21 protein-coding genes and 1 pseudogene are annotated in these 23374 nt (G+C 56.6%); 10 read left to right on the forward strand and 12 right to left on the reverse strand.

Annotated elements, in window-relative coordinates; all coding sequences use genetic code 11:
- Window positions 1-222 precede the first annotated feature (222 nt).
- From MUN86_RS27870 to MUN86_RS27885, 4 genes and pseudogenes are all read right to left on the reverse strand, one after another.
- Window positions 223-1182, reverse strand: a complete 960-nt coding sequence (locus tag MUN86_RS27870; RefSeq protein ID WP_245127022.1) for an NAD-dependent epimerase/dehydratase family protein — start codon at window positions 1180-1182, stop codon at window positions 223-225.
- 70 nt (window positions 1183-1252) lie between these two features.
- Window positions 1253-2170: an NAD-dependent epimerase/dehydratase family protein gene (locus tag MUN86_RS27875; RefSeq protein ID WP_245127023.1), complete on the reverse strand. Its 918-nt coding sequence runs from the start codon at window positions 2168-2170 to the stop codon at window positions 1253-1255.
- Window positions 2171-2247: 77 nt separating this feature from the next.
- Window positions 2248-2847, reverse strand: a complete 600-nt coding sequence (locus MUN86_RS27880; RefSeq protein WP_245127024.1) for a TetR/AcrR family transcriptional regulator — start codon at window positions 2845-2847, stop codon at window positions 2248-2250.
- A 266-nt stretch (window positions 2848-3113) separates the two neighbouring features.
- Window positions 3114-4171, reverse strand: a pseudogene (locus MUN86_RS27885) (NADH:flavin oxidoreductase).
- Between the two features lie 106 nt (window positions 4172-4277).
- Between MUN86_RS27885 and MUN86_RS27890 the strand changes: the two are divergent.
- Complete coding sequence (locus tag MUN86_RS27890; protein WP_245127025.1) at window positions 4278-4628, forward strand: winged helix-turn-helix transcriptional regulator; 351 nt, start codon at window positions 4278-4280, stop codon at window positions 4626-4628.
- Window positions 4629-4886: 258 nt separating this feature from the next.
- On the opposite strand, the gene MUN86_RS27895 is transcribed toward MUN86_RS27890, so the two are convergent.
- On the reverse strand, window positions 4887-5507 hold the full coding sequence (locus MUN86_RS27895; RefSeq protein ID WP_375379525.1) for a TetR/AcrR family transcriptional regulator: 621 nt from the start codon (window positions 5505-5507) through the stop codon (window positions 4887-4889).
- 228 nt (window positions 5508-5735) lie between these two features.
- On the opposite strand from MUN86_RS27895, the gene MUN86_RS27900 reads away from it, so the two are divergent.
- Window positions 5736-6206: a nuclear transport factor 2 family protein gene (locus MUN86_RS27900; protein WP_245127027.1), complete on the forward strand. Its 471-nt coding sequence runs from the start codon at window positions 5736-5738 to the stop codon at window positions 6204-6206.
- Between the two features lie 436 nt (window positions 6207-6642).
- On the opposite strand, the gene MUN86_RS27905 is transcribed toward MUN86_RS27900, so the two are convergent.
- From MUN86_RS27905 to MUN86_RS27915, 3 genes are all read right to left on the reverse strand, one after another.
- Window positions 6643-8262: an aldehyde dehydrogenase family protein gene (locus MUN86_RS27905; RefSeq protein ID WP_245127028.1), complete on the reverse strand. Its 1620-nt coding sequence runs from the start codon at window positions 8260-8262 to the stop codon at window positions 6643-6645.
- Window positions 8263-8922: 660 nt separating this feature from the next.
- Window positions 8923-10470: an aldehyde dehydrogenase family protein gene (locus MUN86_RS27910; protein WP_245127029.1), complete on the reverse strand. Its 1548-nt coding sequence runs from the start codon at window positions 10468-10470 to the stop codon at window positions 8923-8925.
- Window positions 10471-10666: 196 nt separating this feature from the next.
- Entirely contained in the window at window positions 10667-11431 is a 765-nt protein-coding gene (locus MUN86_RS27915) for an SDR family oxidoreductase (RefSeq protein WP_245127030.1), read from the reverse strand.
- Window positions 11432-12053: 622 nt separating this feature from the next.
- Here MUN86_RS27915 and MUN86_RS27920 point away from each other — a divergent pair.
- Both MUN86_RS27920 and MUN86_RS27925 read left to right on the forward strand, forming a co-directional pair.
- On the forward strand, window positions 12054-12632 hold the full coding sequence (locus MUN86_RS27920; RefSeq protein WP_245127031.1) for a Crp/Fnr family transcriptional regulator: 579 nt from the start codon (window positions 12054-12056) through the stop codon (window positions 12630-12632).
- A 167-nt stretch (window positions 12633-12799) separates the two neighbouring features.
- On the forward strand, window positions 12800-13663 hold the full coding sequence (locus tag MUN86_RS27925) for an SDR family oxidoreductase (protein ID WP_245127032.1): 864 nt from the start codon (window positions 12800-12802) through the stop codon (window positions 13661-13663).
- Window positions 13664-14292: 629 nt separating this feature from the next.
- On the opposite strand, the gene MUN86_RS27930 is transcribed toward MUN86_RS27925, so the two are convergent.
- Window positions 14293-14538, reverse strand: coding sequence for a hypothetical protein (locus MUN86_RS27930; protein WP_245127033.1), 246 nt, complete (start codon window positions 14536-14538; stop codon window positions 14293-14295).
- An 804-nt stretch (window positions 14539-15342) separates the two neighbouring features.
- Between MUN86_RS27930 and MUN86_RS27935 the strand changes: the two genes are divergently transcribed.
- The 5 genes from MUN86_RS27935 to MUN86_RS27955 all read left to right on the forward strand — a co-directional run bounded on the left by MUN86_RS27935 (window position 15343) and on the right by MUN86_RS27955 (window position 20573).
- Window positions 15343-16425 (forward strand): hypothetical protein, encoded by a 1083-nt coding sequence (locus tag MUN86_RS27935; protein ID WP_245127034.1) that lies wholly within the window; start codon window positions 15343-15345, stop codon window positions 16423-16425.
- A gap of 498 nt (window positions 16426-16923) precedes the next feature.
- Entirely contained in the window at window positions 16924-17445 is a 522-nt protein-coding gene (locus tag MUN86_RS27940; protein ID WP_245127035.1) for a HEAT repeat domain-containing protein, read from the forward strand.
- Between the two features lie 56 nt (window positions 17446-17501).
- On the forward strand, window positions 17502-17828 hold the full coding sequence (locus MUN86_RS27945; RefSeq protein WP_245127036.1) for a hypothetical protein: 327 nt from the start codon (window positions 17502-17504) through the stop codon (window positions 17826-17828).
- 156 nt (window positions 17829-17984) lie between these two features.
- Window positions 17985-18869 carry a hypothetical protein gene (locus MUN86_RS27950; RefSeq protein WP_245127037.1) on the forward strand — a complete coding sequence of 295 codons (885 nt, stop codon included), beginning with the start codon at window positions 17985-17987 and terminating at the stop codon, window positions 18867-18869.
- Between the two features lie 186 nt (window positions 18870-19055).
- Entirely contained in the window at window positions 19056-20573 is a 1518-nt protein-coding gene (locus MUN86_RS27955; protein WP_245127038.1) for an IS1182 family transposase, read from the forward strand.
- Window positions 20574-20607: 34 nt separating this feature from the next.
- Here the strand turns inward: MUN86_RS27955 and MUN86_RS27960 are convergent, their stop codons facing one another.
- Window positions 20608-21414, reverse strand: a complete 807-nt coding sequence (locus MUN86_RS27960; RefSeq protein WP_245127039.1) for a hypothetical protein — start codon at window positions 21412-21414, stop codon at window positions 20608-20610.
- Window positions 21415-21553: 139 nt separating this feature from the next.
- On the opposite strand from MUN86_RS27960, the gene MUN86_RS27965 reads away from it, so the two are divergent.
- Window positions 21554-21952, forward strand: coding sequence for a hypothetical protein (locus MUN86_RS27965; protein ID WP_245127040.1), 399 nt, complete (start codon window positions 21554-21556; stop codon window positions 21950-21952).
- A gap of 213 nt (window positions 21953-22165) precedes the next feature.
- Here MUN86_RS27965 and MUN86_RS27970 read toward each other — a convergent pair whose 3' ends face one another.
- Window positions 22166-22678 carry a hypothetical protein gene (locus MUN86_RS27970; protein ID WP_311182491.1) on the reverse strand — a complete coding sequence of 171 codons (513 nt, stop codon included), beginning with the start codon at window positions 22676-22678 and terminating at the stop codon, window positions 22166-22168.
- Window positions 22679-22941: 263 nt separating this feature from the next.
- Window positions 22942-23247: a hypothetical protein gene (locus MUN86_RS27975; protein WP_245127041.1), complete on the reverse strand. Its 306-nt coding sequence runs from the start codon at window positions 23245-23247 to the stop codon at window positions 22942-22944.
- Window positions 23248-23374 lie beyond the last annotated feature (127 nt).

The following is a 23374-nucleotide window of genomic DNA, read 5'->3' on the forward strand; positions in this document are numbered from 1 at the left end:
GCATGTTATCTTTCGGCCCATGACTTCGCTGAGTATCGCCGCAATCTCGGGGCCACTGGCGAGCTCCGTACTCAGCCAGTAGTGGGTGGTCAGTAATTCAGTATAATGGAATTGACCGGTAACGTATCCTTCCGCAGGTACCAGCCACACACTCATCGGCGGTAGCGTTATTTACCTTGCTGAGCAGGCAATCCCGGTCCGACTCGACGCGCGGTTACAGTTTCACTGACCTGGGAAGGCGTGGCTAGCTGGACTGACTCTTGGACCATCCGGGTCTGGCTGCGCGAGTACGCGGAGCCGGAGTTCCCCGACCTGGGAAAGCATGTCCAGATGAACCGGCTGCCAGCCTAGCTCGGTCCGGCTACGCGGGTCGAGCGAGCGGCTGCACGCGGAATAGATCGTGGCGCCGATGGGCCCGAACAGCTCGTGGGCCTCTTCCAGCGACAGGCTACGGGTCGAAACGCCTAGGTCCCGCGCTACGGCTTCCGCCAGCCACCGCCAGGCGAACTCCCCACCCGTTGCGTGATACAGGGCACCCGGCACGCCGCGCTCAATCGCCAGCGAATAGAGCCGGGCGAGGTCATCGTGGTGTACGCTCGAGTAAACCGCCAAGCCGGAGCCCACATAGCAGGCCGCTCCGGTGGTGGCAACGGTGCGATAAACCCGTGCCACTTGGCCATTATCGCCGGGTCCCCAAATAGCAGGCGGACGTACTACCATGCTGCGTATGCCTCTTTCCGCCGCGGCCCGTACGAGGCGCTCGGCTGCTACCCGGGCCCTCATAAACGCAACGGGCTCGAACGGGTCGTCCTCGGCCTGCGCGTCGGAAACCCAGTTTCCACCGGTGCTTTTCATGAAGACGCCGCTGCCGGAGGTGAAGAGCAGCGTTTTGCCCGTGCCTGCCAACGCCTGGCACAGCTGTTCCATGACCGCCGGCTCGCGCTCGAAGTCGACCTGCGCCGTATAGGCCACTACATCGGCTTCCCCCACAGCCGCCAGCACCGCGGCGATGGCGTCGTCGAGGTCACCCAGTACCGGCGTAATCCCGTCTGCCGCGAGTTTCGCGCCCGCCTTCTGCGACCGCGCCGAGCCGGAAACCTGGTGCCCTTCGCGAACGAAATGGCGGGCCAGCACGCCGCCGAAGTAGCCGGTAGCGCCAATAACAAAAATCTTCTGGGACACAGGAATGGGGTTTACGAACGTAAGAAATGTAAAAACAGGTCACGTGAGACTAAGAGCTGAGCAGCCGAGGCTAAGCCGAAGGGCGCCCCACTTCGTTTAAGAGGTCAAGGTGCTGCGGTTGCCAGCCGAGCACCCGACGGGCTTTTTCACCCGATGATTGGCTGTTCGAGGACCAGTAATCCGCCATTGCCGCAAAGCCTATAGCGTCGGTAAGTTCCGCCTTTTCCAACTCGACCGTTTTGCCGTTCAGTCCCATGCCCCGGCTGAGGGCGGCCGCTAGATCTTGCGTGCGAAGCCCACTTTGGGCGCCGGCGTGGAACAGCTCGCCGCCGGGCGCTTTCTCGAGCGCCAACACAAAAAGATCAGCTAGGTCATCAACATGGACAAACGTCCATTGATTCTGCCCGGCTCCGGAGGCGTAAGGCACGGCCCCTAGTTTTTGAGCCGCGGCTCGTAGCATCCAGAACACCACGCGGCCGTCACTACGCCCGTAGACGTTGGGCGGACGCAGCACAACGCCGCGTAAACTGGTAGCCTCTAGCACGGCTTGCTCGATAGAAAGGCGCATTTGCAGCGCTTTGACGGCGGGACTTTTTGCGGGCGTAATAGGCATTTCTTCCTCATAAATGAGTTCACCCGTATTTCCCAACACTCCCGTACCGCTGGTGAGGATCAATGGTTTGTTGCTGCCTTTTAACCCCGAGATCAGCGCCTCGACCGCTCTCGCTTCCGCGGCATTGGCTGCCGAGAAATCGCCGGTGCTCATATCAAAAGCGGTGTGAATGACCCCGTCGACTGCCTGGGCTGCCACCGTAAGTGTCTCGGGATTATTTAAATCACCGTAGTAAGGCTCAATGCCCTGCTGTTTTAGGGTTTGCGCTGCGGCCTCGGAGCGGGCCAGCCCCACAACCTGGTGTCCGGCTTGCAGCAGCTTTTCCGCAATGACGCTCCCGATGTAACCGGTAGCACCGGTCAAAAATACTTTCATGGCTTTTCCCTTTATTAAAGCGACTTGATTACTTATTGAGTTGACTGGTCGGTTTAGTAACAGGGCAAAAAAAGACTTTAAATAGCTTTATGAATCCCCATCAGCCGTAATAAACCGGGTAGCATGCGTTGAACTAATGTAATCTCGTTGTCAATCTTGGCCTGGGTCAGGACACCGGTGATGTATGCGCACATCTCTTTAGCGAGTTCGACCGCATCGGTTTCTTGCACCGTGCCTTCCGCAATCAGTTCCAGCACCATCGACGTGAAATACTTCACCATCCGTGCGTTCAATTCGTGCGCTTTCTGTCGAATATTCTCGTCCTGCGTGCTCAGCTCGCAGCCCACTGAACTAAAGGGGCAGCCAGCAACTTTGCCGAGCGTTTTATACTTGCCAAGCTGGTCGGCGACCGCGAAATCGCAGTAGCGCTTCAGCCGTTCCAGGGGAGGGAGTTGCGTCGAGAATAGCTGATCCAAAGCTGGCCGCTTCTGCTCCCAGTGGTTTTCGAAAGCCGCCACCGCTAGCTCCGACTTTGACTTAAACGCGTGATAGAAGCTGCCTTTGGCAACAGCGGCTTTTTCACAAATATCATCGACGGAAACAGATCCGTAGCTGCTTTCCCAAATCAGATCGTGGGCCACTTCAAGCAATCGCAGTTTGGTGTTTCGATTCGACATACGCGTAGGTTGGTTGACTAGTCAGAGTAAGGGAATGAAAGACAAAAATAAGCGCTTTTGCCTTCGTCAACTCAGCCCTATCTGGTTAATGTCCACCCTGACCCACTCGTAGGGCTAGTCCTCTTTTTCAGCAACCGGTTTACTTCATAGGAAGGCGACTGTCCGGAATGACGCTGTGTGACAACACGGCGAAGGAGGGCAGGAGCGGGACAGTGCTAGTCGAGGAGCGTGCTTACTGCCCATCAGGCGGGGTAGGTAGCGCTGGGTTAATAGTACGTTTTGGTGCTGGCGGCATCAAACGATCGGATATCATCCAACCGCCCGTTTTTAATTTTGGCAACCCACTCCGGGTCCTGCAACAACTGCCGGCCCACGGCCACGAGGTCGAAGTCGCCCCGCTCAAACCGGCGGAGCAGTTCGTCAAAGTCGGCGCGCTCCGCCCTTTGCCTCCAGCAAACAGGCCGGTTACGTCCACTTGCAGCCCCACGGAGCCGACGGTGATGATGGGCAACCCGGTAATTTTTTTAAACCAGCCCGCTAGACTCAGGTCTGACCCTTCAAACTCCGGCTGCCAATACCGGCGAGTCGAGGCATGCAGAATATCAACCCCCGCCTCGACGAGCGGGGACAGCCACTCTTCCGTTTCCTGGGGTATGGGCTATTTTGGCATTGAAGTCGGCACTTTTCCACTGCGACAACCGCAGGATAATCGCCAGATCCGGGCCCACGGCCGTCCGGACGGCTTTAATCACCTCGGCCCCAAAGCGCGCGCGCTCCTTGATGGTTTTCCCGCCGTACTCGTCCTGGCGGTGGTTGGTTTGGGCCCAGAAAAACTGATCGATCAGGTAGCCGTGGGCGCCATGAATTTCCACGGCATCAAACCCCAGCCGCTTGGCGTCCGCGGCGGCCCGGGCGTACGCCGCAATTGTGTCCTCGATATCCTGCACCGACATGCTGGCCGGGCTTTCGAAAGGCACCGGCGGTTCCCATCCTTGGGGCTGTTCCCGACATGCCATAGTTGGGGCGCAATAGAGCCCCCGTGGTGGTGCACCGCGTCCGCCACGTTTTGCCAGGCCTGCAAGGCGGTGTCCCCATAAAAATTAGGGACATTCGGGTGGTTTCTGGGAGATGGCCGCTCAATCACGGTTCCCTCGGTTAGAATAAGGCCGACGTCCGCGGCCGCCCGCCGGCTGTAATACTCGGCTACCTGCTGGGTGGGCACGCCATCCGGCGATTGCACCCGGGTCATGGGCGCCATCACAAAGCGATTGCGCAGGTTTAAGCTCTTAAGCTTAAACGGGGTAAAAAAGGGATTGTAGTTCACGGCCTCAGATGGTATGGCACAAAATTAAACTACTTAGTCTAGCTTTGTAGCGCACGATGGTTGATACTAGTAACCAAAAAGTAACCATCTTAATCAGGCAACAAGGATGAACAAGGTCCAACTAAAATACAGCGCCTGCCCGATGCGACGCGTCATGTCGATCATAGGCTCGAAATGGAAGCCCATCGTGATCTGGGTCTTGCGGGAACGCACCGTCCGCTTCGGCCAGCTAGCGGCCAACATCGAAATCATCTCCCGTAAGGTCTTGACCACGACCCTGCAAGAGTTGGAGGCGGATGGCATTGTCGCAAGGAAAGAATACGAAGGGCTACCACCGCGGGTGGATTACAGCCTTACTCCTAAAGGCAAGGCGCTCTTACCCCTTTTACATCAACTGGCGGACTGGGATGGGGTCGACTATACAGCAGAAACTGCCAGTTCAAGGTCTTGTCGTTAGTACATTGTCCTTCAGAACGATTACTTAATTCAGAGCATAAGATTTATAACTAAAGACTAATGAAACAGCACAGGCATAGAGCCTTGGATTGCTAGGGCAACTACTTGTTTGACTGCAAATAACGAGTATCCAAGTTCGGCTTACTACTTGTAGTACTTGGATGGCCTTACTAACACCGTGGTCCATAGCTGTCTTGGGAAAGTCGATTAACCTAGTCGGCACCAATCGAAACTAACCTACTGAAATGTTTCTATTCGCTCAGAATGGATATGGGTAGTGGAAAGCAAAATCGTATTGTGCGCGGAAAGAAGAGTAGTTGGGTAGACTAAAACTGAGATGGTCTAATTTAGCTGGACAGAAGAAGGACTTAGATTGTCGCGGAACGCTGCCGCCCACCCAATAGCAGTTCGGCCAAGGCCAGCGCGCTGGTGGCCGCCGTGGGGCCGTCGCCAAGCTGCGCCCGTACGATGGCCCCATCGATGAGCAGCAGCAACTGGGCAGCCCCTGCGCGGGGTCGCGAAACGGGCCCTCGCGCAGTAGCCCTTCCAGATAGGTGCGTAGTACGTCCTTATGCTGACGGGCCAGCAGATGCTCCTGCGTATGGGGGTCCGCCGTTTCGAGCACCGTGTTGATGAAGGCGCAACCGCGAAAGTCCGCTTCGCCAAACCACTCCTTTAGCACGTGGAATACGGCTCGTATTTCCTCGGCGGGCGTGTTGGAGCGGGCCTTGGCTTGCTGCTCCAATTGCTGCTGCCAGCTTTGGTGGCGCTCCTGCAGAAACGCGACGACCAGTGCTTGCTTGGAGGGAAAATGCTTGTAGAACGACATGCGGGCGACCCCGGCAGTTGCGACTAATTCCTCGACGCCGGTGGCCCGGATGCCTTGGGCGTAGAATAAGCGGTGCGCAGCGGCGAGAATGCGCTGCCGGGCCGCCGACTTACTGGGGGAGTACGGGAAGGAAGGGCACTCATGAGCGGAAAGGTCTTACGAACTCAGCGAAGCCCAAATGTAAGTAGACTTGGAGTATACTGACCGTTCTACCTACTTTTAAATCGCCAGGCAATGTTTGCCTCTGCCTGATCTTACTTTCACCTTACTTTTCCAATAATGTCTGAACTGCGCCCCCTGCTACCGCCTTTTACGCTGGAAACCGCGCGCCAGAAAGCTCGCTTGGCAGAAGACGCGTGGAACTCCCGTGACCCCGAGCGAGTATCCCTAGCTTACACGGTTACGAGCCAATGGCGCAATCGCAGCCTCTTTATCCAGGGCCGGGAAGCCATCGTCACTTTTCTGACGCACAAGTGGCAGCGGGAACGGGAGTACCGGCTAGTGAAGGAAGTATGGGCTTTCCACGAGAACCGCATCGCGGTCCGTTTTCAGTATGAATACCGCACGGACGAGGGCAACTGGTTCCGCGCTTACGGCAACGAGCAGTGGGCGTTCGATGCGCAGGGACTCATGCAACGGCGGGAAGCCAGCATCAACGAGGTGCCCATCCGCGAAGCCGAGCGTAAGTTTCGCTGGCCTCTCGGCCCCCGGCCAGTGGATCACCCCGGACTGGCCGACGAGTGCCAGTAAGTCAGAAACGAAAAATGCTTAAGCAAACCCGTCCGTCGCGCAGCGCCTGGCAGCAGTAGAGTAGGCAACAGCTTACCCGCTGCTGAAGAGAAGGGTACCAGCTAAAAACGACGGCTTCTAGCTGGTAAACCATTCCGGTAGAATCTGCTGAACAAAGAAAAGCGCTACCCCACCCTAGTGGCCTTTCTGTGGGGAACTTGCTCTGCATGACCGACGCGGGGTTCGCAGGGGCCGTCGAAAACGGGCACGGGACGTTTCCTGTTTGTTTAAAAATCGACCGGGGCTGTTGCCGAACTCTTCAAGGGATTAAACTAGCCTACTCTGCCAGATCAATCAATAAACGCTAGGTTCAGCAGATGTGTCTTATCTGCCCCACTATTGGAGCGTTTTTTGGACAGTGCAATAGTGGGGCGGACAAGATATCGGACCATCAGCCTTAAAAGATGAAGTCAGTGGCCAAGAAGCGCGATTTGTGGCCGTGCAGAATGTGCTGCACCAACTCCTGATTGGCGGGGGTTTGTGGGGCCGTCACCACGGCCCGGATGGAAAAGGCATCCAGCGTGTCGGCCACCGATAAGGTGCCTTCGGCCGAGTCCTTGCGGCCGGTGAACGGTAGGCTGTCGGGCTCGCGCTGGCTTTGGCCATTGAGGTTGATGCGGCTGACTTGGTGCACTAGTGCGTCGAGCAGGTACGCCATCTGGTCGGGGTCCCGGCCAAACAAGCTCACCTGCTGACCGTGGCTGGAGTCGGCCACGTAGCGGATGGGCTCATCCAACTCGTCGAAGGGCACGATGGGCAGCAGGGGCCCGAATTGCTCTTCCCGGTATAGCTTCATGTGCTCACTGACCGGGTACACAATGGCCGGGTAGAACAGCGAGTGGTAGCGGGTGCCCCCGCCCACGTTCATCACGGCCGCGCCCTGCTCGAGCGCGTCGTCGAGGCAGTCTTCCAGGTAATCCGGCTTGTGCGGCTCGGTTAGGGGTGTAAAGACTACGTCCGCTTCCCAGGGCATGCCGATTTTAAGATGCTTGAGCCGGTCGCTCAGCCGCTGAATGAATTGCGTGACAATCGTGCGATGCACAAACAGGATCTTGAGGGCGGGGCCCCGTTGCCCGTTAAAACAGAAGGCGCCGGCCAGGCATTCTTCCACGGCCGTGGGCAAGTGCGCGTCGGAAAGCACGATGCCCGCATTCTTGGAGTCCAGGCTCAGCACGGCCCGCAAGCGGTTGACGTTGGGATGGAGCTTCTTGAGGCGGTCAGCCAGGTGGCTAGCCCCCACTAGGGCCAGCACGTTCACCTGCCCCGACTGCATCAGGGCCGGGACAACGTCGAGGCCCCGGCCGTAGATGGTGTTCACCACCCCGGCCGGAAATGCGGCATGGAAGGCAGCCAGCAGCGGCTGGAACACCAGCGTACCATGCCGCGAGGGCTTGAAGAGCACCGTGTTGCCCATGAGCAAGGCCGGGATCAGCAGGCGGAACGTTTCGCTCAACGGGTGATTGAAGGGGCCCATGCACAAGGTGACGCCCAGCGGCACGCGCCGCACCTGGGCCACGTGTTGCTCGGCCAGAAAGGGCCGGGCTTCGATGCGCTCGGCGGCCTTGAGCTCGGCGATTGTGGCCTGGATGTAGTCCACCGTGCGGTCGAATTCGCGCTCGGCCTCGGTCAGGGGCATGGCAATTTCCCAGAGCAGCAACCGGATTACCTCGGCCCGGCGGTCTTGCAGGCCCTGGGTGAACAACTCGACCTGGCGGATGCGCTCGGCCACCGACAGCCGGGGCCAGCGGCCCTGCCCACCCTGGTAGGCGTCCACGGCACCTTGGAGGGCTTTCAGGGCCTGGGCGGGCGAAAACAGCGGGTAGCTGCCCAGCTCCACCGGGCGGGCGTCGGTGCCCACGCGCACGTGCACCGGGGAATGCACCGGCGAGAAGGGCCCGGCCCAGCTTTCTAACGAGCCGTTGAGCAGGTATTCATGCTGGTGCAACGGGCTGGTCCATTGGTAAGCCGCCGGGATATCTTCGGCTAAGGGAAATACCGTTTCTAATAGGTTGCGCATGAGGGAAAGTGCAGTGGTGAATTGCCAGTCGGGGCAACGCGGGAAGCAGCTGCGGGAAGTACTTCCCGCGAAAAACTTCCGTTGAAACCGGGGAACTGTCGGCTAGTGGAGAGTTGGTAGAAGGGTGGCTTCGGCAGTGTCGCGCACGGCCTGGCGGACTTCATCCGGCGGGACGTCCTCTGCCAACCGCTTGCCCCCACCGACAACGCCAGGCTGTAACTCCCCGGACCGCCGAACAGGTCGGACGGCCAGAGCGCCAGCAGAGCAGGGTGATGTTCATCGGAAGGGTTAAGAATTTGCCAGGCCGGACGGCGGCTCCGGTCTTCGTCGTACAAGACCTACGCTCAAACAGCACGCCGTTCGAGTTGTTTTGCCGCGGGGAGTAGTTGTCCCACTCGTTCTATGCGCACTAGGCTGTGGGGTGTGCCTTAGTAAGTGTAAACTCCAACGCTCGTCGTCTAACACAACCTTATTCTATCATCGAAAAAGCCACTCAGTAGGAGCAGCTTTTTCGGTGACTTCGACTTCGCAATAGGTAGTAGCGCATCCTAGTTGCCGGCTTTCGTTCGGTGAAAAGGCAGTAAAAGAGTAGGGAAAGAACCTTCCTTTCAGTTGATACCGGTTGCCCGGGTGGCGTATAAATAGCTGGTGGCGAGGTTCCTACCCGAGCCCCAATGGGGCCGCCAGGCGCAGCTGCTCGGGGAAATTGCCCCGGATGGGCGTGCTGCCCTGCGTCACGGACTCCACGAGCAGGGCTCCGCCCACAAAGGCCCCTTTCCAGGATTCGCCCAGCCCGCCGAACACCTCGTCCCGGTCGCCGCGGGAACGCAGCGCATTGATGCCCACTTTGAAGGCCCGCACTTCTTGGGCCGTGCGCGTGGCCCAGGCCACGTCGTCGCTGGCCAAGGTCGCGACCAAGGATCCGTTGCTGACGTTCATCTCACCCACCAACTCGTCGACCCGGTCCACTAAGACGATGCTGTCGAGCGGGCCAAACGGCTCTTTATAGTACAACTCGCTCTGGCGGGGCAGGTTGACCAGCGCACGCGGCGCCCGGTAAGCGGTTGTATCCTGCCCGGGTAAGAAAAGCTGGCTATCCAGCTGCCCCTCGTAGATGGGCGTTGCCCCGGTGGCCAGAGCGTTGGTATAGAGCCGGTCTAGGTCCCGGGCCTGGGCAGAGTGGATGACCGGCCCAAAGGCCAGATTCGGCAGCGCGTCGTCGACGTGGTCGACCAGCGTAGGGTTACCGACCGGCAAGCCCCGCACCACCTGAGCGTAGGTTTCCAGGAATTGCGGAAACAAGCGGCGCTCGACCACAAAGCGCACGTAGGCGGTGCAGCGCTGCTTGCCGTAGTCGTAACCCTTCTGCAGGTGGTCGGCCAACCGGTTCCAGTCCGAGAAATCCCAGAGGCCATAGGTGTTGACGCCTTCCATTTCCAGGATGTAGCGTTTCTGGTTTTGGGCCAGCGCGTCGGCAATGACGCGGCCGTTGTAGCGGCCACCCACAAACGAAAGGCAGTCAATGGCGGGGTGGCGCACCAGCACCTCGCTCAGCTCGCCGCCACTGCCGCTCACCAGAGTGACAGGCAGGCCGCACCGGCGCGCCAGTGCGAAGACTAGGCTCAGGGAAATAAAGCCGCCGTCCGTGGGCGTTTTAGCAATCACGGCATTGCCGCAAAGGGCCTGCACCAGAACGGCGTGCAATAGCACCGACATGGGGTAGTTCCACGAGGCAATGTTACTGACCAGCCCTAACGGGGTCCGACTACTCAGTAGGCCTTCGATATTATCAACGTACCAGTGCACGCCCTCAATGGCCCGGTCGATATCGGTGAATCCGGCCTTGTACGTTTTGCCGATTTCCCAAATGAGCAGCTTGCCGATAAGTTCGGCGTGCGTCCGCAAGAGGGAGAGGCACTTTTGCACCTGCGCGCGGCGCTCGTCTAGCTCAACGGCCGCCCAACTACTCGCCTCTCGCTTGGCGAAAACAACGGCGCGCTGGGCCGTAGCGTGGTCCAGCATGGGCAAGGCGCCCAGCCGGGTCCCATCAATGGGTGAGGTAACTGGTCGGGGCGTCCCGGTCTCCTGCCAACGGGCTTCCAGTAAGTTGAGAAACTGCCCGTTTTGGTTAACTATCTCCGGCGCAATCTGCTTAACCTGCGCCAGCAAGCCACTAAAGGCGACCTGAGGCGAAACGATTTTAGTCATGGTAACGAAAAAACAAGTGAACCCATAGAGTAGGAATAGGCGAGCCACTGGCGTACACCTTCGCGTTCCACTATTCCCCTCCTGGTTAAGTCCGGCCTCGAATTCTTCAAGCTGCGAGAAGCAGCGCTATTGAAGAATTTGAGGCCGGACTCGATTGAAAAGACCTGCGCGTGCCTAGCCAGGCAAAGGCCTGGTATTACAGGTTGATGACGCCGCCATCGGCCAACACTTCGGTGCCCAGCATAAAGGAAGAATCCTCCGAAGCTAGGAACACCGCGACCCGGCCCATCTCGCGGGGCTGCCCGATGCGCTTGATGGGAATCAGGTCCGCAAACCCGCTTTTGGCTTGGGCCATTGCCTCAGTCGGAATCCCGAACTTATCAAAAACTGGGGTATCAATAGTGCCGGGGCTGAGTACATTGACGCGAATGTTGCGTTCGAGCAGGTCCTGCGAAAAGGAGCGGGCGAAGGAGACAACCCCCGCCTTGGCGGCCCCATACACCGTCAGGCCGGGCATCGCTCTGTGTGCCACCATCGACGAAACCAGTACGATGGAGGCCCCGTCGTTCATATACGGCAGCGCTTTTTGCACCGTAAAAAAGACGCTTTTCAGGTTGAGGTCGATTGTCTGCTGAAAGTGTTCTTCGGTAGCACCAACCACCGAGCCAACGATACTCGACTCCACTGCCCCGCCCGCATTGACGACCAGCGCATCAAGCTTCCCAAACTTGTCGGCCACAGTTTTAAACACCCGTTCCAAATCGGCGATTTGCGTGACGTCGCCTTTGAGGGCAATAAAGTTGTCACCAAGTTGCGCGGCCGAACGGTCCAGCGTTTCCTGGTTGCGGCCGACGATAGCGCCTTTGGCACCTTCTTGCTGAAATTCTTGGGCAATGCCGAAGCCAATGCCGCTATTGCCGCCCGTGATGACGGCTACTTTGTTTGCTAGTTTATTAGCCATGGATTGTGGGTAGCAAGGGGTGAAAAAAGGAGTGGCGACTTACCACTTACCGTTTAGCTGCTTGCTTACACAAAGTTCCGCTTCCTATCCAGGGCAGGGTGAGGGCATTTGTCACCGAATTACGAGGACATTTGTCACGGAATCCGGCCACTGATGGCCAGTTGCCATGCGCTGCAAGTAGTCGAGATAGACATATCAACCGGAATCATTTCTCAGCCAGCAACTTCCTTTCCTAGCTGGCAATACAGGGTGTTTCCTGGTCTGCGGCCATAAACAAGGCCAGTTAGTCCGTTCGCAGAATGAGATAGGACCAGACAGGTAGCCAAGCAAAACGCATCCGCGAAAATTTCAGCTGCACCCCGTAGGTGGCGCCTGAATCGGACACTGATGCAGGTGCTGGCTGCCTAGCCCGCGCAATCTCTTGGAAAAGTCGCAGACGGCGAGGGTCGCTGAGGGCTTTGGCAAGTATGAGAAAGACTTGCTATCCTAAAAGCAGTAGAAGGCAAAACACATGCACATGCGTTGATGTTTACCTAGCTGGGTTAGGAACGGCTTAGTTTGCACCCCTCCACACTCCATTACTTCGTGTGTCCGGTCCGCTTCGTTAACCTAGTAGCCAACCATGGTTGAACCATTTGTAAAATACTTAACCGACAGAGCTTCGTTGACCGCTGCCGACTTGGCAAAGATTGACGCCGTTACGGTGTACAAAAAGCTAAAGCGTCGGCAGTACTTGCTGCACGAAGGCCAAGTATGCCAATACCATGGCTTTGTGGTCAGTGGCTTATTGCGTCTTTTTCGCGTGGGTGCTGATGCGACCGAACATATTCTGCGCTTTACCGGCGAGAACTGGTGGGTGAGTGACTATGAAAGCTTTCAGAGCGGCCTGCCTGCCAAAGGGGCCATTGACGCTTTGGAAGATAGCCAGTTGCTGCTCTGGTCCAAAGACAACTGGGAAATGCTTCGCAGAGAAATCCCCGCCTTCGACGCCCTGCAGACCCAGTTAATGGGCCGCGCCATCGCTGCGCAGGCTGACCGGCTGCACATGGCCATTAGTTCAACCGCCGAAGAGAAGTACCAGGTCTTCCTCCGCTCCTTTCCCGATTTTCATAATCGCGTGCCCTTGCACATGGTGGCCTCCTACCTAGGGCTCTCGCGCGAAACGCTGAGCCGAGTCCGCAAGCACCATGAGCTACACTAGGTAGCTAGCCACCCTTTTATTCGTACTGGCCAGCACCCTAGCCAGTGGCTGTGATAAATGTCACGGTTATTTTCTGTCAAATGTCCTCTTTCTAGGCCTAGCCGCGCGCTGAATTTTGCAGGGTCAGCTGAACGAACAGCTGGCGTACTCAGAACCAGCGTACGGCTATGTCAAAAAACATTTTAATTACCGGGACCAGCAGCGGCTTTGGCAAGCTGATGGTGCTTTCCCTGTCGGAGCAAGGCCACAGCGTCATCGCCGCGATGCGCAACACCACCAGTAAAAACGCCGCGGTTGCCCAGGAGCTGGCCGCGCTGCCTAACGTGGAAGTGGTGGAGATGGATATCACCCGCGACGAGTCGGTTCAGCAGGCCGTCACGTCGACCCTCGAAAAGTATGGTCATTTAGACGTCCTAGTCAATAACGCGGGCATCACCGGGTTTGGGCTACTCGAGGCGACCTCGATTGCCCAGATGAAAAATCTGTTTGAGGTCAATCTGTTCGGCGTGGTACGGGCCTATCAGGCAGTGTTGCCGTCGATGCGAGCACATAAATCGGGGCTGATTATCAACATCTCCAGCGGGTTTGGCGTGGTGGCGACCCCCTTTGTTGTGCCCTACCAAATGACCAAGTTCGGGCTGGAAGCCCTCACAGAAGGCATCCGGCACGAAGTGAAAGGGTACGGCATCGAAACCGTATCCGTATTGCCCGGACCATTTCCGACGGAAATAGGGGCCAAAGCCGCCAGCTATGGGCCGGACCGGCCGGAAGTAGTAGCGGCGTACGGACCGGCTATGCAAACGGCCCTGGAGCAGTTTGGCGGCATCATGGAGGGGAAAATAACCGAGTACCGCATGGATGCCCAGGAGGTAGCTGACGCGGTTTCCCGGCTTATCGCGATGAAAGATGGCACCCGTCCTTTCCAGACGACCGTTAACCGAATGACGGCCGACTTGGAACAAGAGTACGCCGACTCCAAAAACCCTTTCAAAACCATTTGGATGGAGCGAATGGGGTGGGGTGCGTATTGACCAGTGCTGGGTGAGCCTTAAGCGCTAGCGGGTGCTAAGGCTTAGATGGTAAGCGAACAACTCATCAGACTAGGGGACCAAGTCTCCAAATTCTGATGAGTTGTTATGCTTTAATCATTTTATAGCTACATAGCTAAGCCCCATTCGCTTTTTAGCATCTAATTACCCTCGATAAGGGGCCCTTATCAGGCGTAGAAATTATAAGAGCTACTAAACTGGTGCGGAAACAGCAGGGCCTTTAACCCGCTTTCAGGAGGCAGAGCTCGAAAGAGGGGCGCGTCAACCCGTCCTGATTATACGCCCACCATCGCCTGCTACCCCTACTACTCTATCTGAGTGCAGGCGCGCTGTTAGCTCCGGTGGTGATCCGGTCAATTGGCTGGAAACCGCGTTTTCAGTCGACCCCTTACCGCTCCGGCGCTTTCAGGCGCGGTAACCGGATGGAAAAAGGAGTATCCCCCTCGCGCATCCGGAGCAAAAAGGGAGTATCCCCTCGTTTCATCCGGAGTAAAAAGGGAGTATCCCCGGCGTTTTTACGCCTTAAATCGCCTTTTTATATTTGAGTAAGTGTATAACTTGCTGAATATCAGTTAATTGTATACTTTCCTGCTGTAACGTCGTGCCGGCCCTTACGCCAACGGGGCGTCGGCTAACGAATCCGGCGGTAAGGCGGGAGTGGTCTTCCCATGCACGACGACCTGAAGTTGCGGCCGGCTCAACGCCTCGGCCGCGGCTTCGGCGGCCTTCGCTAGCTCGCCTTTGGCGAGATAGAACTCAATGAGCTGAAACTGCTCGCGGAAGTAGGCCTGCTGCTGCGCGAAGGACTTGGCCTGCAACGCGGCTTGAAAATACTCGTCTAGCAATTCCTGATGCACCTCCTCCCGCCGCTGATAGTGCGCCTGAACCGCGGCCGCCTCGGCGGCCCCGCGTCAGGACCAGTTGGCGGGCATAGGTGTTCACCAGTACGCCGGCGCGGGCGGCTTCTTCTTTGAGCAGGGTATAGTCGGGCACCGGCAACTTGAGGCCGATCTGGGGCAGTTCTTCTTTGCGAGGCATACACCAAAGGTCCGCACTTTCGGGCCCTTACCCAACCAATACGCGCACGAGTACCCTCCGGTCTGTCCATGCGCTGACCGGAGGGTACTCGTGCGCGTATTGGTTGGGCTTGGGTTCGGCCGGAACTAGCGCACCCATTTTTCCCTGGCGCTGTAACGAATGACGCGCTCCCCCAGTAGTCCGCTGACGAACCGAGATGCAGAATACGTTCTGCTCTCGAGATAAGGCCGCGTTCGAACGAGCTAGTAGGCCGTATCTTTCTATTCGTTCTCCTTTTCCCCGTCCTACTCGACCCACCTGATGAGAATGGCCTTCCTCTTGCTTCTGCTCCTGCTGCCCACAAGCTGGCTCGGCGCATGCACCATCGTCTCGGGTACCGACCGCCAAGGCCAGACCTGGGCGATGAACAACGAAGACTTCTTCCATACTGCCTCCAACTATGTGAACGTCTTTCCCGCTCAGGATAAAAAGACGCTGGGCTATATCACCCTTACCTACGGTTCGGCGCAGAGTAGCGTGCAAGGAGGGGTGAATGAAGCCGGGCTCTTTTTCGACATCAACGCGTTGCCCCGCCCCAGAACTATAAGCTCAGCGTGGGCAAACAGCCCTTTCCCCACGGCAATATGCTCGAATATATGCTCGAGCACTGCCAAACGGTGCCGGAGTTTTTGGCCTTGTGGGACACGTACTACTTGCCGGGCCTAGGCGACCAGATTCATCTGGCCGATAAGGAGGGCAATCTGGCCGTTATTACCCCGGATACGATTCTGCGTGCGACCAAGCAGCTCACCTCCACCAACTTCAACGTGTGTGCCACCGGGGCGCAGAAGCAGAGCTGCTGGCGCTACCCGCTGGCGCAAGCATTGCTGGCCAAGGACGGCGTCAGCCACGCCAACTTCGTCCAGATTGCCGCTGCCACCTCCCAGCGGGAGTTTACCACGTCGGTCTACACCAACATCCACAATCTCGCCACCGGCGAAATCTGGTTTTACCTAGCGGAAGAGTACCAAACGCCTTGGCATACGAGTGTACCCGCCTTACTCAAACAAGGCCCACGCCATATCCTGTTAGCCAGCCAATTTCCCCACAATGCGAGCCGCCGCCTGGCGCAGGTGATGCAAACGACGGGTAGCGCCGCCGCGGTCCACCGCTTTTTAGAAGAAGAAGACTCCTTCAGTGCCAGTGAAAAGGAGTCGCAGTTACGCCTGGCCTTTTTAGATAACTTCTATATCGAGAAGGATTTCGCCAACGCCCGCGTTCTGTTTCCCCTTTGGGAGCAGTATATGTACACCAACCAGCGCCTGGACAGCACGGAAGTGCAGTTTACCAAAGCCGAGGTTTTGGCCGTCAATGGCCAGAATCAGGCCGCGATTCAGGTGTTAGCGGCCGTGCAGAAACCGAGTTGGAAAACCACGGCCCTCTTAGCCAATCTGCGCGATACAGAAGAGGCGAACGCCGTCATTGACTTACCCGGGTATGCCGCCGCCCAAGCCGTGGTGGTGGAGATCAAAGGCGACTACAATTTCTTGCGCGTCATGCAGAAAACGCCCACCGGGTGGCGTTTACGGGTAAAGTCGGACCGGAAAGAAGTAAAGTATTGCTTCTACATCAAGGGCAAGCGCGTTATAAATCCAGCGCAACCCATCGTGGAGCAGCAGGAAACGGCCAAAGGGGATTTTGCTTCGTTCAACACGCTCCAGCTGTAGGGTGGCTCTTTTCCTACCCGTCTCTCTACGGCCGCTAGGTTCGGCAGCAAGCATCTGCTAGGAGCTGTGCGCAACACCCCAGCAAAGTAAAACCCGCGCCTGATTGTAGACTGCTTGCCGGGGCAAAGCGGACCAGCAAGCCAGCTCGTCTACTTGCTCCCCTCAGAGCTCTACTTCCCCTTATCTAGCAAACCCGCTTTTCAACGAAACGGCCCGCTAAAGGGGAAAGAGGGCGCACCAGCTTCTGTCGTAGAGTGAACCTGAAGTAGCTAACACTGGAAGGCGAAAGGGTACACACCAGTACCTTGTGCCGTGGCCGGTAGAGTGAAGTAAAACTTGTCGCTTGATGTCCGAGAAGCAACTTTATGTAAAGCAGTTTCTTCAGAAATGTAGAAGATAGTATTTAGATGTGCTCTTCGTTCCGTCTAACTTAGGCTTATGGCAGCAAGGCTAACTTTCGTTAGGCCTGTTGTTGCAGTCGAAGCGGTACAGTTTACCATGGCCCACGATCTTGCTACCCTCAAAGCCCATTTTCTCTCGAGCGATTGGACCATTAGTGAGCCGGCGCTCGATGCCCTGATCTCCCTGGCGAGCCCGGAGGTGTTGGATTTCTTACTCGCCCTGCTCGATCAACCCGATGTGTTGGTTCGCAACCGAGCTTGTATTGCCTTGCATGAGATCGGCGATAGCCGGGCCGTCCCGGCGCTCCTGCAGGCGATTCGCAAACCAGAGAATGAGGCATATCGCGGCAGTTTGGTGTACGCGCTGGAGTATCTGGATTGCCAGCACTTACTACCTGATCTGTTTGACTTACTGTTTTATGGCGATTCCGAGGTGCAAATGGGCGCCAAACGCATCTTAGACCACCAATCCTTTACCTTCCGGGCCGATGATCTCTACGCCATAAAAAGTAAATGGGAGGCTATTCGAGGGCAGTTAGAACAACGAGTGAATCCCTTTACGACCACCGAAGAGATCCAGGCGTGTGTAAACGGCTTTCTGGCCTATTTGCGCGAGTAACAGAGTCCGAACTGTAAGCCGACCATCAGCCAAGACTATTACCCCCTACTTTCCTTATGCATGCTTTTTTGAAGGCCAAAGAACGGGAGCTGAGCATCCTCAAAGATGATTACACGGAGCTCTGGTTTTTAGGGGCCGAAATCCATACGCTCTATCCAGAGGCGTCCTTGCCAGAATTACAGCAGGTGACGCAGCATGAGCACGTCATCCGTGACCTGATGCGCGAGCAAGCCGTCCAGCTACTTGATCCTGGCACAGAGTTACCAGTCTCTAGTAGTGAGGAGCGCGTCCGCGAGATGACCGGAACCTTGTTTCCCGGCATGAACCGACTCCCCACGATTGGCGATGGTATCTGGTTGGGAATACTCCCCACGCACGAATAGGCCCATGGCGAAAGAGCCAAGTCTATTAAACATAATTCGACTTATACGACACTTATTATGAACTGCCCCTCCTGCTCAACGCGTGACGCCAGCAGGCTGCCCTCACTTGAGACGCAACTTTATCTGCACTCTATCCAGCTACTTTTTCTCCTCCTTGTGCTGCTGTTGAGTAGCTGTTCCCCTTCGGCTGCCGAACTCGAGCGGTATCGCTCCCTCGATGAAACCTTGCAACCGCTCAACGCCGCGGCCTGGCAAGCCACTTACCTGACGGTGAAGGGAATAGAGGCAAACACCGAAATGAGCCGATTTCAGCGGGCGGATGTGACCTTGCTGCAGCAGGCGCAGGCGCAACATGCCCGCACTACGCGCCTCTTAGCCACCTTGGATTCTATGCGCCACATGCTGCTGCAAGCCACCGGCAATGAGCAGGGCTTAGCGGAGTTAGATGCCCATCGTACGGTGACCCAACTCTTGTTTGCGCATGGGGCGGCGCTCGCTTTACAACAAAAGCTCACCACCTATGCCCATTCATTTCAGGTGAGCACACGGGGGCTTCCAGTATTGTTTCGCACCCCGACGCAGCTGCAGCAACTTTACCACGATGCGCCCTTAGTCGCCGTGTTAGCTTGGCTTTCCCAGGCGAAAGCCGAAGTCCTGCGCGTACACGCCACGGGTCTGCAGCCCTTAGCCGCTAAAGTGGGCGGCAACGCCGACTTTAGCGGCTATGACTTTGCCTCGGCCGTCGCCGAAACGCGGACCATCGCGGCCGGCGACACGTACCGAGCCACTCTGTTCTTGTCGCACTCGCTTCCTGCTGTCGTTTTAGAAGGCATGCGCGTCAATGGCCGGCCGATTGCCCTGGACCGGTTAGGACGCGGAAAGGTCTCGTTTCCAGTACCCCGTTCCGCTACCGGAAAAGCTGACAGCGTCACGGCCCATTGGACCGGTACCATCCGGGCCTTGATCGGTACGCGCTCCGACTCGTTCACGATCCGCGTGCCGTATACCATTGTCAATCCGTTGAACCGGTCAGATAAGTGAGTAGAGCGTAGGCTCGTCAGCAGAAGACAAGCAGGCTAAGGGGAAAAGACACTTTATAAGAATATAATTTTACTGGTGTTAAAGTGCTAGAATGCAACCAACTCATTCCTTAGATAAGTTGCTTAACATAATTGGTGTGGCTGTTGCAAAAGTCAACTCCTGGTGGGATTTAAGTGTTAGTGACTCATGCTTGGCTTTCACCCGATCCAGACGTCGCTGATCAAATTGGTCCCCGCTCACCACTTTTACCAGCAACTACTGCAGACGGTTGATTTCAACTTTGTGCGGCCCCTGTTCGCGCCTTTTTACAGCGCAGGCGGTCGGCCCTCGCTCGATCCCGTGGTGTTTGTCAAGCTGCTCTTGGTCGGCCACTTGGAGAATATCACCTCCGATCGCAAACTCCTGGAACTGGCGCAATTGCATCTGGGTATCCGTGCCTTTTTGGGCTATGATCTGGCCCAGCCCTTGCCCTGGCATAGTACCGTCTCGCGAACGCGGCAACGCTTACCGGTCTCCGTCTTTGAAGCTTGCTTTACGCACATTGTCGGGTTGTGCATTCAGCAGGGCCTGGTCAGCGGCCATACTCAAGCCGTTGATTCCGCTTACATTAAAGCCAATGCCTCCATGAGCCGGCTCCAGTCCAAGCGTTCAAGGACCTCCACGCAGGCGACAACCAACGCAGCCCCCGCCAACGCCCCATGCATCACCGCTTCGGTGGACCGCTTGCAGCATATCCAACGCTTTCATGCCGCCATCCGCAAGGCTGCCCCGACCAAAAGCGGACGACTCGTTAGCAACCTGACCCACTACAGTCCGGCGGATCCAGAGGCCCGCATTTGCTTCAAAACGGGCAAGGTTCGCCAGTTGGCCTACACGGCTAGCGTGAGCGTCGATGTGGCCCAGCACGTGATCACGCACATTCACGCAGACTTGGCTGACTGGCGCGACAGCCGGTATTTGCTGGCCATTGTAGACGCTACGCAGCAACGGTTAAACGGCTTCGCGCTGGCCATGACTACTGTTATCGCGGATGCCGGCTACAGCTCAGGGGAGAACTACGAGCAGCTGGAGGAACGTGGTCTGACCGGCTATATTCCGGCCCATGGCAAATACAAAGTCGAGCACGCCGGCTTTACTTACGATGCGGCCCGTGACCGCTATACCTGCAGCCAGAGTAAGCAGCTGACGTTTGACAAGGTGTTCGTCGATGCGCAGGGTAATCCTAAGAAACGCTACATGGCCAAGGCCGCCGAGTGCAAGGTCTGTCCGCTGGCGGCACAATGCAAAGGCAAGAAGGCCCGCGAGAAACGGCTACATCATACCCCCTACAAAGCTCATTATGAGCGCATGCTCGCGCGGTTGGCCACGCGGGTTGGTCAACGGATGCGGCGACTACGCGCGTCAACCGTCGAACCCGTACTGGGCAGTTTGATCACCTACTATGGCTTGCGCCACCTCAGCAAGAAGGGCCAAGCAGGAGCCGCCAAAGTCCTGTACATAGCCGCGATGGCCTATAACTTGAAGAAGTGCCTGCGCTTTCACGCCTGCCAGCCGGGCAATAGCGTGATCTCCCTACCAGCACCCGGGCCCGTTCGTTGGCTCATACTCTACTTTTGCAACAGCCACTGGTGTTATAACCGACACTCAGGAAAAATAATAAAATGGTTGCCGATTTTAGAGTGCGTTGATTTTGTGTCTTGCTAATTTCTAAGCTGACACTTATGCTCGTGATGAGGCGCTATGAATGATGCTCTTTCCTCATCATCTCCATCGAATCTATGATCGTAAAACTGCGGGCATCAACCGTCACAAACTTGCCAGCCCCAATGCCCCATAGGTACCTAGCAGGCCAGTGCCCAAACCGCTTCACTTTTCGCTTTCGATCCCACCAGAAGAAGCTGGTCTTATCCTGGTAGGAAGCGTAAAAAATAAGATTGCCGTAACTCGGAGACAGGGCGTGCGACCCTTCAAAGTCTCGGGGTGTGGGCTGTTGTAAGACTCGAAAGTCGGTCAAGCGCACCTCCAGCAACGGAAAGTCGGTGTAGCTATAGGCCAGGATGCTATCCTTGCCCAGTTTACAAAGCGCATAACAATGCAACATCCAGTAGGAATACTGCGAGTTAAGGCCGTAAACCCGTTCGCCATCCAGCCCAAACACGGCGACGCCATCACTGCTCGGCTTTTTCCCACTGACTATGCCGGAGTCCTGATAGGAAATCACAATCCGATCGGCGTGAACCAGCACCTGCTCGATGTAGTCACCTGCATCAAAGCAGCGCACCAACTCACCGAACGGGTTGAAAATATAGCCGTTACTGGGGGAGTAAGCCCCGGCATCAATGACGACGAAGTGTCCGGCCTTTAGGTCTCGAATGCGTGGCGCTTTAAACGTTCGTGGCAGCGGCAGACGGGACAGGTTTCCCCCCACGTTTTGCCACACTTCTCCATTGCTGAGCAAAGCAATATAGTTGCCGTCTTCGTCGGCATCTAGATAGAGAATCTCATGCTTGCCACAGTCGAGCGGATAGGTGGTAGAGAAGGCCATCAGCTGAAAGATACTACGGCAGCTGGAAACGGAATAAGGTGCACGACGGCTAGTATATCTAAACCGTAACGTTTGTTGAACGGTGCTCGAAAAGACGTTACGAGCTATGTATCCTCTACAACCATCTTCTTTATAGTCCATGCCGGATCATCTACAAGCGTTTCTGACCGCGTTTCTGGCCAAACGCTACCAACAGCGTACGGAAGCGAACCAAAAGCCTCAAAAAGGCAACCCCATGCTTGGCTTGGATAACTTGTCCCGCCGCTTAGATCTGCGCTACTGTACTCAACTGCCTAAAGGCAGTAAGCAAGACGATATAGCCTTCGTGCGGCAAGCGCTCAACCCCTATCACGTAACCACGTGTTATGTGCTTTCTGCTTACGAGCCGTTCCATGCGCGCACCATGCGCCTGGACGAGGCGCTCGAAGTCATTGTGGGCGAGAGCAACACGACCATCCTTTCCTTCTTACCCGGCAAGGTAGCCTACTTCGAAGGGCACGCGGTTGGTGACCGGTACCTGTGTGTACGCCAAGACTAGGGCCATCGAATGCTTTGCTTTTTTGACCGCACAATGCTTCTAACCTTAACCATAAATGAGCACCAGCTCTGTTACTTGCTTGGATAGCTCGCGTTCCAAGAGATTTTAGTCATTTGGCATTTTACAAACGTGCGTTGAACAACTGTCCAATTAAAGGGGGAGCGTCTTCGCCGCTATTTAAGTAAGCCCACACCGGTTTAGGGCCGCGTTACCTCAGGGAGTAGCGCGGGGCTGCTCAGCCAGAAATTGGTCGATGCTCGTGCCGGTTCGTTTACTGCCTGCCAGCCACTCGGGCCGCCATTCGGTTAGGCGCTCACTGCGCACGCGCAAGAACACGTCCTGTTGCGGTTCGTCCACATACTCTTGTTGCCGCACGAGCACACAGGGCGCTTGCGCGCCGGCGGTCCGGGTGGAAAAACTGCATGCACTTGGGTAGTCCGCAAATGCGCGGTAGTATTCTCCCTCCTGTCGGGTAGACACCCACACGCGGTATTCCAGCACATCATCATAAAAATACCCCCCGCCGGAGCAGGTGCGGGCGGGGTAGGTACCGAGCCGAGAAACGTCCACGGCCTGGGGGAAGCTGTTTGTCGAGTTGGCACCCCATTGCACTTGCAGGGCGGAATCTGGAGGGGACGTACAGCTCGTGCCTAGGGTCGTGAAGCTGAGCAGCACAGTTACTAGCTGGTTGCTCAGCTTCTGTCCTAGTGGAATTGCCCGTATCATCGGCTCAAGATAGAAAACGAAATCGCTTTCCGCTCGCTATGCGCACTAGCAAGGCTTGATAAGGGGTTCACTAGTGATTCGAACGCAATACAGCCTGTTCGAAATGATCTCTATTTCGAACACCTTTACTACCCCCTTCAACGCCCCTGAAAACGCGGGTTTTCGAGGGCATTTTTCACTAGGTAATCCGAACACCAGTTGCCAGAGGTCCTTTGTCTGCCCCGGAATCCTGTTGTGCCCCCACGATAGCAACTAGAAAGCCGTTAGAAGAAGACGGCGACTACAGCCGGGATGAAGAGAAGAGCCACAATTCCGAGATTGAGCAAAAACAGGCGTCGGTAGCGCCGGGCTTGAGCGAGGCGTGGCCGCGTAAAGGTACCCGATGGCGCACCCCACAGAGTCAGGATAAACAACGGAACACCTAGCCACAGCGCCGCGTAGAGATAGTAGGCGATGGCCGCACAGGACCAGTGCAGGATATTGCAGCTAATAATGGTGAGTAGGCCGAAGAGATTCAACCCTAAGTTCAGGTACAACGCCAGCCAGGCGAAGGGCGCTAGGTTAGCCATAAGACCAAAGCAGGAAGAGTGGACGGGAATGGCCTAGTATAAGCGCCTGCATTCCTATTAAATATAATTGGTACTTATACGACATCATGGAAAGCCTTGGGGTAATATGATTCCTAGCTTCCTGTTC

The organism is Hymenobacter volaticus (assembly GCF_022921055.1).
Taxonomy (GTDB): domain Bacteria; phylum Bacteroidota; class Bacteroidia; order Cytophagales; family Hymenobacteraceae; genus Hymenobacter; species Hymenobacter volaticus.